Annotated in this window: 13 protein-coding genes and 1 pseudogene; 4 read left to right on the top strand and 10 right to left on the bottom strand. The window is 62.4% G+C overall.

What is annotated here, in order from left to right; translation table 11 throughout:
• The 6 genes from IVB32_RS41440 to IVB32_RS41415 form a co-directional block, all read right to left on the bottom strand.
• On the bottom strand, positions 1-382 hold a 382-nt coding region (locus IVB32_RS41440), incomplete at its 3' end, for a DUF47 family protein (RefSeq protein ID WP_247413171.1).
• A 158-nt stretch (positions 383-540) separates the two neighbouring features.
• Positions 541-1,509, bottom strand: coding sequence for a branched-chain amino acid ABC transporter permease (locus IVB32_RS41435; RefSeq protein ID WP_219683217.1), 969 nt, complete (start codon positions 1,507-1,509; stop codon positions 541-543).
• A gap of 1 nt (position 1,510) precedes the next feature.
• The gene (locus tag IVB32_RS41430; protein WP_247368452.1) at positions 1,511-2,374 is read right to left on the bottom strand and encodes a branched-chain amino acid ABC transporter permease; all 864 of its coding nucleotides are present in this window, start codon (positions 2,372-2,374) and stop codon (positions 1,511-1,513) included.
• Between the two features lie 72 nt (positions 2,375-2,446).
• Positions 2,447-3,670, bottom strand: coding sequence for an ABC transporter substrate-binding protein (locus IVB32_RS41425; RefSeq protein WP_018459152.1), 1,224 nt, complete (start codon positions 3,668-3,670; stop codon positions 2,447-2,449).
• Between the two features lie 33 nt (positions 3,671-3,703).
• Positions 3,704-4,450 carry an ABC transporter ATP-binding protein gene (locus IVB32_RS41420; RefSeq protein ID WP_007609233.1) on the bottom strand — a complete coding sequence of 249 codons (747 nt, stop codon included), beginning with the start codon at positions 4,448-4,450 and terminating at the stop codon, positions 3,704-3,706.
• Positions 4,443-5,198, bottom strand: coding sequence for an ABC transporter ATP-binding protein (locus tag IVB32_RS41415; RefSeq protein ID WP_018459153.1), 756 nt, complete (start codon positions 5,196-5,198; stop codon positions 4,443-4,445). The genes IVB32_RS41420 and IVB32_RS41415 overlap by 8 nt, the downstream gene beginning before the upstream one ends.
• Before the next feature lie 336 nt (positions 5,199-5,534).
• On the opposite strand from IVB32_RS41415, the gene IVB32_RS41410 reads away from it, so the two are divergent.
• Positions 5,535-6,218, top strand: a complete 684-nt coding sequence (locus IVB32_RS41410) for a PAS domain-containing protein (protein ID WP_018459154.1) — start codon at positions 5,535-5,537, stop codon at positions 6,216-6,218.
• 3 nt (positions 6,219-6,221) lie between these two features.
• Here the strand turns inward: IVB32_RS41410 and IVB32_RS41405 are convergent, their stop codons facing one another.
• The gene (locus tag IVB32_RS41405) at positions 6,222-6,596 is read right to left on the bottom strand and encodes an ArsC family reductase (protein ID WP_018459155.1); all 375 of its coding nucleotides are present in this window, start codon (positions 6,594-6,596) and stop codon (positions 6,222-6,224) included.
• A gap of 107 nt (positions 6,597-6,703) precedes the next feature.
• Between IVB32_RS41405 and IVB32_RS41400 the strand changes: the two genes are divergently transcribed.
• The 3 genes and pseudogenes from IVB32_RS41400 (at position 6,704) to IVB32_RS41390 (ending at position 8,704) form a co-directional block, all read left to right on the top strand.
• Positions 6,704-7,075 (top strand): tRNA-binding protein, encoded by a 372-nt coding sequence (locus IVB32_RS41400; protein WP_018459156.1) that lies wholly within the window; start codon positions 6,704-6,706, stop codon positions 7,073-7,075.
• 211 nt (positions 7,076-7,286) lie between these two features.
• On the top strand, positions 7,287-7,919 hold the full coding sequence (locus IVB32_RS41395) for a TetR/AcrR family transcriptional regulator (protein WP_085362174.1): 633 nt from the start codon (positions 7,287-7,289) through the stop codon (positions 7,917-7,919).
• A 3-nt stretch (positions 7,920-7,922) separates the two neighbouring features.
• Positions 7,923-8,704 (top strand): annotated as a pseudogene (locus IVB32_RS41390) (sulfite exporter TauE/SafE family protein).
• Between the two features lie 2 nt (positions 8,705-8,706).
• Here IVB32_RS41390 and IVB32_RS41385 read toward each other — a convergent pair.
• The 3 genes from IVB32_RS41385 to IVB32_RS41375 form a co-directional block, all read right to left on the bottom strand.
• The gene (locus tag IVB32_RS41385; RefSeq protein WP_247297681.1) at positions 8,707-9,411 is read right to left on the bottom strand and encodes a glutathione S-transferase N-terminal domain-containing protein; all 705 of its coding nucleotides are present in this window, start codon (positions 9,409-9,411) and stop codon (positions 8,707-8,709) included.
• Between the two features lie 93 nt (positions 9,412-9,504).
• Positions 9,505-9,648, bottom strand: coding sequence for a hypothetical protein (locus tag IVB32_RS41380; RefSeq protein ID WP_162847292.1), 144 nt, complete (start codon positions 9,646-9,648; stop codon positions 9,505-9,507).
• A gap of 114 nt (positions 9,649-9,762) precedes the next feature.
• Positions 9,763-10,118, bottom strand: a 356-nt coding sequence (locus tag IVB32_RS41375) for a DUF429 domain-containing protein (protein WP_247413170.1), incomplete at its 5' end; no start/stop codon positions are given.

Below are 10,118 nucleotides of genomic sequence, written 5' to 3'. Positions count from 1 at the left end.
CCAGATTGGCGCATTCGATCAGAAGCCCGCCGATCTCCCGCATCGGCGGCTCGAAGCTGCGGACCTCGAACAGCATCACGGCCTTGGCGGTCTGCTGCATCTGGTCGATGGCGTCGTCCATCGAGGTGATCAGGTTCTTGATGTCGCCGCGGTCGAACGGGGTGATGAAGGTGCGGCGCACCGCGGTCAGCACCTCACGGGTGATGTTGTCGGCATCGTTCTCGAACTGGTTGACGCGCTGGCAATAGACCGGCGTCTCCTCGCCCCCGTTGAGCATGCTCTGGAGCGCGATCGAGCCCTGGATCACGGTCTGGGCGTGGCGGTCGAACAGGTCGAAGAACCGTTCTTCCTTCGGCAGGAAAGCGCGAAACAATCGCATCATGGGGGAGAGACTACCGGTTGGATGATGGCCTGGCCCAAGCGGGCCGTCATGAAACTGTCATAGACCATTTTCGATCCACGCGCGTGCCACCTCACGCCCGTGGAGCCGGATCATCCACCGCTTTCGCGCGTCAACACATCTTCTATTATATCAACGACTTACAGCGACCGCCGGAAGTAATGCGCGATTTCGCCGATGACGCCACGGCGGAAGGTGAGCACGCAGATCACGAAGATCGAGCCCTGGATCACGGTCACCCATTGGCCGAACCCCGCCAGATATTGCTGCATGGCGATGATCACGAAGGCACCGACCACGGGACCGAAGACGGTTCCGAGTCCGCCGACCAGCGTCATCAGCACGACTTCGCCCGACATCGACCAGTGCACGTCGGTGAGCGAGGCATTCTGCGCCACGAAGACTTTCAGCGCACCGGCAAAGCCGGCCAGCGTGCCCGACAGGACGAAAGCCAGGAACTTGTACTGATCGGTCCGGTAACCCAGCGAGATCGCCCGTGGCTCGTTCTCGCGGATCGCCTTGAGGACTTCGCCGAACGGCGAGTTGATGATGCGGAAGATCAGCAGGAAGCCGGCGAGGAAACCGACCAGAACCACGTAGTAGAGCACGGTGGGCTTGGTCAGATCGAACAGGCCGAACATGCGTCCCTGCGGGATGCCCTGGATGCCGTCTTCGCCATGGGTGAACGGCGCCTGGAGGTAGATGAAGTACAAGAGCTGCGACAGCGCCAGCGTGATCATCGAGAAATAGATGCCCTGGCGGCGGATCGAGATATAGCCCGTGATGAGCGAGAGCACGAAGGCACCGGCGACGCCGACGAGGATGCCGAGTTCCGGCGGCAGCGCCCATACTTTCAGCGCATGCGCGCTGCAATAGCCGGCCGTGCCCAGGAACATCGCATGGCCGAAGGACAGCAAACCGCCGTAGCCGATCAGCAGGTTGAAGGCGCAGGCGAGCAGCGCGAAGCACAGCGCCTGCATCACGAAGAACGGGTAGACCCCCGTGAATGGCACCGAAGCCAGCAGCAGCGCCATCACCACGAACACGATCATCTCGTCGCGGATCGCGCGCGGGGTTACCGGCAGCGTGTCGTCCGTCAAGGCTGTCATATCAGGCCGCCCTTCCCGTCAATCCCGTTGGCTTCACCAAGAGCACCAGCACCATCAGCACGAACACGACGGTGTTGGAGGCCTCGGGGTAGAAATATTTGGTCAGGCCTTCGATCACACCGAGCGCAAAGCCGGTGATGATGGAGCCCATGATCGATCCCATGCCGCCGATCACGACCACCGCGAACACCACGATGATGAGGTCGGCGCCCATCAACGGCCGCACCTGGTTGATCGGCGCCGACAGCACGCCGGCGAGCGCTGCAAGGCCGACACCGAGGCCGTAGGTCAGCGTGATCATGCGCGGCACGTTGACGCCGAAGGCGCGCACGAGGGTCGGGTTTTCGGTGGCGGCGCGCAAATAGGCGCCGAGCCGCGTCTTCTCGATCAGGAACCAGGTCGCGATGCAGACCACCAGCGAGAAGATGACGACCCAGCCGCGATAGACCGGCAGGAACATGAAGCCGAGATTCATGCCGCCCTTGAGCTGGTCCGGAATGGCGTAAGGCAGGCCGGAGGAGCCGAAGTAGTTCTGAAACACGCCCTGCACGATCAGCGCAATGCCGAAGGTCAGCAGCAGGCCGTAGAGATGATCCAGCCCGGTCAGCCATTGCAGCATGGTCCGTTCCAGGATCATGCCGAAGATGCCGACGATAACAGGCGCAAGCAGCAACGCCCACCAGTAGTCGATGCCGCCGAGGTTCAGCAGGAAGTAGGCGACGAACGCGCCCATCATGTAGAGCGCGCCATGGGCGAAATTGATGATGTTGAGCATGCCGAAGATCACGGCAAGCCCGAGACTGAGCAGCGCGTAGAACGAGCCGTTGATCAGTCCTACCAGTAGCTGAGCGTAAAGAGCCTGCATCGATCCCGCACCTGGTCCCTTCGGCGTTCCCTGAAAGTCGCCCGCAGGCCTGATGGCCTGCGGGCGACTAGCTTACTTCTTCAAGAGCGCGCACTTGCTCTCGGACAGCGGCGTGAAGGCCTGGTCGCCCGGCACCGTGCCGACCAGCTTGTAGAAGTCCCACGGTCCCTTGGACTCGGAGGGCTTCTTCACCTCGAACAGATAGGCATTGTGGATGGTGCGGCCGTTGGGCTGGATCTCGCCCTTGCCAAACAGATCGTCTTCCGTCGGCATCGACTTCATCTTCTCGACGACCTTGACGCCGTCATGCGGGTTGCCGCCGAGCGCTTCCAGTGCCTTGAAATAGTGACGCACGCCCGCATAGACGCCGGCCTGCACCATGGTCGGCGGCGCGTTGTTCTTCATCTTCTCGGCGAAGCGCTTCGAGAACGCCCGGGTCTGGTCGTTCATGTCCCAGTAGAAGGTCTCGGTGAAGTTGAGGCCCTGTGCGGTCTCGAGCCCGATCGCCTTGACGTCGGTGAGGAACAGCAGCAGCGCCGCGAGCTTCTGGCCGCCCTTGACGATGCCGAACTCGGCCGCCTGCTTGATCGTGTTGGTGGTATCGCCGCCGGCATTGGCAAGGCCGATGATCTTGGCCTTGGAAGCCTGCGCCTGCAGCAGGAAGGACGAGAAGTCCGGCGTGTTCAGCGGGTGCTTGACGCCGCCGACCACCTTGCCGCCATTTGCGGTAACGACAGCGGTGGTGTCGCGCTCCAGCGCCGCGCCAAAGGCGTAGTCCGCGGTCAGGAAGAACCACGTGTCGCCGCCGGCCTTCACCAGCGCCTGGCCGGTGGTGTGGGCAAGCATGTAGGTGTCGTAGGTCCAGTGCACCGTGTTGGGCGAGCACTGCGCGTTGGTCAAATCCGAGGTCGCCGCGCCCGAGTTGATATAGACGCCGTTCTTTTCCTTGATGACGTTGTTGACCGCGAGCGCCACGCCGGAATTCGGCACGTCGACGATGAGGTCGACCTTGTCGACGTCGAACCATTGCCGCGCGATCGCGGTGCCGATGTCGGGCTTGTTCTGGTGATCACCCGAGATGATGTCGATCTTCCAGCCCTTCGCAGCCAGACCGGAATCTTCAATGGCCATCTGCGCGGCGAGCGTCGAGCCCGGCCCGCCAAGATCGGCATAGAGCCCGGACTGATCGGACAGCGCGCCGATCTTGACGGTCTTGTCCTGCGCGAAGGCTACGCCCGCGGTGGTCACGGCCAGCGCCGTGCCGAGCAGAAACGACGCAATCGACTTTGTCATCATGCTACTTCCCTATGAATCTTCTTGTTGGCAGTTCTAGACACCGAGATAGGTGTGGAGCTTGTCCATGTTGGCGGCGAGCTCCGCATTGGAAAATCCGTCAATGATCTTGCCGTGCTCGACCACGTAATAGCGGTCAGCGACAGTGGATGCGAACCGGAAGTTCTGCTCGACCAGGAGGATCGTAAAACCCTCCTTCTTGAGCCGCGCAATGGTGTGGCCGATCTGCTGGATGATGACGGGCGCCAGACCCTCCGTCGGCTCGTCCAGCATCAGGAAGTTCGCGCCGGTGCGCAGGATGCGCGCGATCGCGAGCATCTGCTGCTCGCCGCCGGAGAGTTTGGTTCCCTGGCTGTTGAGCCGTTCCTTCAGGTTCGGAAACAGATCGAAGATCTGCTCGAGCGGCAATCCGCCGGGACGCACCACCGGTGGCAGCAGCAGGTTCTCGCGGACATCGAGGCTGGCGAAAATTCCCCGCTCTTCCGGGCAGAACGCGATTCCCATCCGCGCGATCTTGTCCGAGGTCGTGCGGATGATGTCCTGGTTATTGAACTTCACCGAGCCGGTGCGCTTGCCGATGATGCCCATGATCGACTTCAGCGTGGTGGTCTTGCCGGCGCCGTTGCGCCCGAGCAGGGTGACGACCTCGCCCGCGTTCACGTCGAAGTTGATCCCGTGCAGGATGTGGGACTCGCCGTACCAAGCTTCGAGGTTGCGGACCTGGAGGAGGTTGCCGCCGCTCGCGGCCTTTGCGGGAGCTTCCGCCGTTGCAGTCTCAGCCATGACCGGCTCCCAGATAGGCTTCCTTGACGCGTTCGTCCTTGGTGAGCTCGCTGTAATGGCCTTGCGCCAGCACCTGGCCGCGCGTCAACACGGTGATGATGTCGGAGAGATTGGCAACGACGCTCAGATTATGCTCGACCATCAGGATGGTGTATTTCGCGGAGATGCGCTTGATCAACGCCGCGATCTTGTCGATGTCCTCGTGGCCCATGCCGGCCATCGGCTCGTCCAGCAGCATCATCTCCGGGTCGAGCGCGAGCGTGGTTGCGATCTCCAGTGCGCGCTTGCGCCCGTAGGGCATCTCGACCGCGGGCGTATTGGAAAACTCGCTGAGGCCGACATCGTTCAACAGCTCGCGCGCGCGATCGTTGAATTGGTTGAGGACGGACTTGGAGCGCCAGAAATCGAAGGAGCTGCCGTGCTGGCGCTGAAGCGCGACGCGCACGTTTTCCAGCGCGGTGAGATGGGGAAATACCGCCGAGATCTGGAACGAGCGAACCAGCCCCAGGCGAGCCACGTCGGCGGGCGCCATCGCGGTGATGTCCTGCCCCTTGTACAGGATTTTTCCGGCAGACGGTTTGAGGAACTTGGTCAAAAGATTGAAGCACGTCGTCTTGCCGGCGCCGTTCGGGCCGATCAACGCGTGAATGCTCCCACGGCGAACCTTGAGCGCAACGTCGCGGACGGCGAAGAAGCCCGCGAACTCCTTGGTCAAGCCTTCCGTTTCGAGAATGAACTCATCGGCCAAACAGTTTTCCCCCTGCCCGCACAACGCGCGTGGCTATCCTTGTTGCTTCGGCTTTCCGGAGGCCCTTGGAGCCACTCCCTGGAGCCCATCCGGAACGCCGCCTCCGGGCGCGGAATATGCCGGAGGTGACGGGGGTTAGGCAAGGCGGAAAGCTGAGCAGGTCAGGCCTCCGGCCGGGAGACTTATGCTCCCTTAGTCGGACATGTTTTGATGTCGCGCCTGCCCGGCTTCCCGGTTCGCAAAGCGCCGGTCATCAAGCCGTCGTTAACGGTCTTTCGTTCCATGCGCCAGCCTTCATAGAAAATTTTCCCGCAGCGAGGATCATGCGCGGGTTTCATGCGTCCGGAATTTCTATTCGCCGGGAATATTGTCTTGGATTTTGCAAGCGCGGCTCCTTCCGTGGTCAAGTCGATCAGGCAGCGTGATCTCCTGAACACGTGGCTGCGGCTCTATGCGCGCGAGCAGACGGCCCCGGCGATCTGGGAGTACCAGCCTGCGCGGCTCGAGGAAGAGCTCTCCGATCTGATCTATTATACGGTGGATGCGTCGATGCCGACACCGCGTCTGACCATCCAGAGCGAAGGCACGCGCATCTCGCGCGCCTATGGACACACCGGCAAGGGCGTTCTGCTCGACGACTATATCGGGCCGCGTCTCGCGCCCCTGGTGATGCCGGTCTATCATGAATGCGTGGCGCGTGGGCTGCCTGTCTACAGCGTTGCCGACGTCGATGACATCTACGGCCGTATCGTCGCCTATGAGCGCCTGCTGCTGCCGTTCCAGAGCGACGGCAAGGTCTGTCACATCATCGCGTCGCTCAAGACCTTCTGCGAGGACGGCGGCTTCGAGATCAAGAATCTGATGCGCGGAAATGACGCGCTGCCGCGCCCGAGATTGCGCGCGGTGATCGACCACGACCTGTTCCATCGCACCCCGGGCCGCATCGCGCCGGCCGAACTGGTCGAGTTCGCGGACCAGCAGGGCTCAGGTGTTCCCACCGAGATCATCGAGCTGAACTAGCGGTCAGCGCGATTTGGCGGCGGCTTCCTTGGTCGTGACTTCCTTGGCATAGATCTCCGGCTTGAAGCCGACCAGCAGCTTGCCGCCGACTTCAAGCACCGGCCGCTTGATCATCGATGGTTGCGCTAGCATCAACGCCAGCGCCTTTTTCTCGGAGAGGCCTTCCTTGTCGGCATCGGGCAGCTTCTTGAAAGTCGTGCCGGCGCGGTTGAGCAGCGTCTCCCAACCGACCTTCTCGCTCCACTGCTTGAGCTTGTCCTTCTCCACGCCCGCCGTCTTGTAGTCGTGAAACGCGTAGGCGACGCCATGGCTGTCGAGCCAGGCGCGCGCCTTCTTCATGGTGTCGCAGTTCTTGATGCCGTAGATGATGTTGGGCAAAGCGTTCCTCGCGCATGCGTCGTATCGTGATCCCAAGGCGTTGTACGCAACTCCGGTTCGCGCGACAATATTGCGAAAACGATGCCAGCTCTTCGAACGGACACTCCATGCACGTCACCCACGATCCAGCCGCGACCGCATCGCCGACCATCGACTTCGACACTTTTCTCGCGGTCGATATCCGCGTCGGCACCATCGTCGATGCAAAGCCGTTCCCCGAGGCGCGCAAGCCGGCCTGGCGGCTGTGGATCGACTTCGGTCCCGCGATCGGCGTGCGCAAGAGCTCGGCGCAGATCACCGAAAATCATCCGCTTGAAACGCTAGTGGGCCAACAGGTGGCTGCGGTCGTGAATTTCCCGCCGCGCCAGATCGGCCCCGTTGTCTCGGAGGTGCTGACCCTCGGTTTCCCCGATGCCGACGGCAAGGTCGTGCTGGTGCAGCCGAGCAAGCCCGTGCCGAACGGCGGACGGCTGTTCTAGGACCGCGCGCTCAAGGGGCGTTTCCTGGCCGCCGGGGGCGCCTTTGAAGGTTACCTCCTGTTTCCCGCCCCCGGTTCCTCGGGCTTGACCACGATACCCTTTCATAATAAAAATGACTGACTGATCGTTTTTTATCATATCAGTATTGCGAAGCCGCTTGTCCTGCAGAACGACTAAAACGATTGATTTGTCATTTTTTTGTGGATGGCGAATGCCGAAAATCAGCGACAAGCAACGTGAAGGCCGGCGGCAGCAGATTCTCGAAGCCGCCCTTGCCTGCTTCGCCGAGGACGGTTTTCACCAGACCGGGATGGCCGACATCGTCAAACGGTCGGGGCTGAGCCACGGTGCGGTCTATCTCTACTTCCAGAGCAAGGACGATCTGATCGAGGCACTCGCCGACGACCGGCATCGGCGCGAGGCCGTGCTCAATTCGGTCGCGCAAGGATCCGGCGATCCGATCGAAGGACTTCACGCGCTGGTCGGCGTCTACGCGCAATGGCTCACCGACTCCGCCGGCGAAGCGCGCCGCCGTGTCGGCATCCATGGCTGGGCCGAAGCCCTACGCAACCGCCGCGTCCGCACCAGCGTCGTGGAAGGCATCGACATGCCCCGCGCCCTGATCGTCGCCCTGGTCGAGCGGGGCCAGCATGACGGCCTCATCAAACGCGATCTCGGTGCGGAAGCGATCGCGCGCGTGCTGATCGCGATCTTCCAGGGTTTTGTGCTGCAAAAATGCTGGGGCCAGGATTTTGACATCGAGGCCTGCATGGCGGCCGTGACCGGCGTGATCGATGGATTTCGCACCACAAAGGCCGACGTCAAGCGACGGACCAGGAGCTGAGCGATGTCGTGGGTCCATGACCTGCTCGCAGGCATTGGGGTCGGCCTCATCGGCGGGCTGACATCGGGCTTCATGGGCACGAGTCCCGGAGGCGGCCTCGTGATTTCAGCGTACTGCTACTGGGCGCCGAGCAACACGTCGCCCAGGGGACATCGCTGATCACGCAGGTTCCACCGACGGGACTCGCGGGCGTTCGCCGCTACTGGCAGAGCGGCAATCGCAGCCCGTTGCTGTGGATCGTCTGGATCGGCATCGGGTTTCTCTTCGGCGGTGCCGGCGGCGGCTACGCTGCGGCCGCAGTCTCCGACTCGGTGTTGCAATGGACCTACGTCGTCTATCTCGTCGCGCTGATCGCTCTCCTGATCCTGCGCCGCGACCGCGAGGAGAAAAGCAATGAGACCTGCGACCGAGACAAGCTGCCTTGGCTGCCGCTGCTCCTCATCGGCATGCTTGCCGGATTTTCCTCCGGCTTCATGGGCATCGGCGGTGGGCTCGCGATCACCGTCGGGCTCGCGGCGGGCCTGCGGGTGCCGCAGCATCAGGCCCAGCTCGTCAGCCTCGTCTTCTCGGTCATCCCGACCAATATTCCGGCGGCCTGGATCTACTGGAGCAAGGGCCTCATGGTCGGCTGGCCTGCCATCATCGGCATCCTTGCCGGCCTCTGGGTCGGCACCGATCTCGGCGCACGCGCGGCTAATGGCGTCAGCAAATCGGTGCTGCGCCGGGTCATGATCGCCCTCATCTTGCTGATGGCGCTCTACATGACCCACAAGGCGCTAACCTGATCTCACGGCCGCTTCGGAATGTTCAGCCCGCGCTCGACCGCCGGACGCGCCAGCCCGCGGTCGAGCCAGGCGGCGACGGATTTGAACTGGCTGAACTCGACGAGATCGCGGGCGCCGTAGAACCCGATGAGGTTGCGCACCCAGCCGAGCATGGAGATGTCCGCGATGGTGTAATCGTCGTCCATGAACCATTGCCGGCCGGCAAGATGCATCTCCATCACCCCGAGCAGCCGCTTGGCTTCGCCCACGTAGCGCTCGAGCGGCCGCTTGTCCTCGAAGTCCTTGCCGGCGAATTTGTGGAAAAAGCCGACCTGGCCGAACATCGGCCCGATGCCGCCCATCTGGAAATGCAGCCACTGGATGGTCTGATAACGGCGCGCGGCGTCCTGCGGCAGCAGCTTGCCGGTCTTCTCCGCGAGGTATTGCAGGATCGCCCCGGACTCGAACAGCGGCAGCGGCCTGCCGCCGGGACCATCGGGATCGAGGATCGCCGGGATCTTGCCGTTCGGATTGAGCGAGAGGAATTCCGGCGTCTTCTGGTCATCCTTGCCGAAATCGACGAGATGGACTTCGTAGGGAAGCCCGATCTCTTCCAGCATGATCGAGACCTTGACGCCGTTCGGCGTCGGTAGCGAATAAAGCTGGAGCAGCTCCGGGTGCTTGGCCGGCCAGCGCTTGGTGATGGGAAAGGCGGACAGATCGGACATCAGGACCCCGGCTTCGTTCATGAGATGCCGCCTAGTCTAGGCGAGCGGACGAACGACGCAAGGTCGAGTAGTCAGGTCATTTTCCCGTACAGGTCACAATGGCCGCAGCAAATGGTTGGTGGCGTGCATCACATCGCGCTGTGCGCGTTGCTCGATGAAGAGCTGGCCGGTGACGAGCAGTGCTCCGGTGAAGACGAGCGCAAGCATCGCGGTCGCGAACTGACTGACATCCCTCATCGGACGAGCTTCTCCGTGTTCGGTTCGCACGAGGAACGCGGGCCAGCCGTCGTCTGTTCCTGCAAGCTTCAAATAAATTGCAGCTTTTTCCCGGCTCCTCGCACCCCGACGGCCTCAATAATTGATCTCTATCCGCAAGCCCCGCGGATCGGTCTCCTCCCCGCCGAACCGCTGCGTGCTGTCGCGTGCCGCGATCGCGCAGGCACAGGCGTCGATCAGATCGTCACCGCCGATGCCGGTGCCATGTCGTTGAGTCAGCCATGTCGGCAAGCGCCCGAAGCCGCGCTGCTGCAGGAGTGCGATGCGCTGCCCGCGGCCCTCCGCCGATGTCTTCTTTGCAAGCCGGACCCGCCCAGCCAAATTCCAAAAAATCAATTCCGGATGCGCTTCGCCGATGGTCGCCTGCCGCGCCGGCGTCATGATCGCGTCGACGTCCCTGATCTTGTCCCTGATGTTCCAGAGCTGCGCCG

The sequence above is a fragment of the Bradyrhizobium sp. 23 genome (genome assembly GCF_023073295.1).
GTDB lineage: Bacteria > Pseudomonadota > Alphaproteobacteria > Rhizobiales > Xanthobacteraceae > Bradyrhizobium > Bradyrhizobium canariense_D.
Note: the sequence above shows the minus strand (reverse complement) of the source record. Positions and strands in the feature narration are given on the sequence as shown.

Excerpts from the sequence above, each read along its gene's own strand:
- IVB32_RS41435 (WP_219683217.1), bottom strand. The coding sequence starts at position 1,509 with ATGACAGCCTTGACGGACGACACGCTGCCGGTAACCCCGCGCGCGATC.
- IVB32_RS41430 (WP_247368452.1), bottom strand. The coding sequence starts at position 2,374 with ATGCAGGCTCTTTACGCTCAGCTACTGGTAGGACTGATCAACGGCTCG.
- IVB32_RS41425 (WP_018459152.1), bottom strand. The coding sequence starts at position 3,670 with ATGATGACAAAGTCGATTGCGTCGTTTCTGCTCGGCACGGCGCTGGCC.
- IVB32_RS41420 (WP_007609233.1), bottom strand. The coding sequence starts at position 4,450 with ATGGCTGAGACTGCAACGGCGGAAGCTCCCGCAAAGGCCGCGAGCGGC.
- IVB32_RS41410 (WP_018459154.1), top strand. The coding sequence starts at position 5,535 with ATGCGTCCGGAATTTCTATTCGCCGGGAATATTGTCTTGGATTTTGCA.
- IVB32_RS41400 (WP_018459156.1), top strand. The coding sequence starts at position 6,704 with ATGCACGTCACCCACGATCCAGCCGCGACCGCATCGCCGACCATCGAC.
- IVB32_RS41395 (WP_085362174.1), top strand. The coding sequence starts at position 7,287 with ATGCCGAAAATCAGCGACAAGCAACGTGAAGGCCGGCGGCAGCAGATT.
- IVB32_RS41385 (WP_247297681.1), bottom strand. The coding sequence starts at position 9,411 with ATGTCCGATCTGTCCGCCTTTCCCATCACCAAGCGCTGGCCGGCCAAG.
- IVB32_RS41380 (WP_162847292.1), bottom strand. The coding sequence starts at position 9,648 with ATGAGGGATGTCAGTCAGTTCGCGACCGCGATGCTTGCGCTCGTCTTC.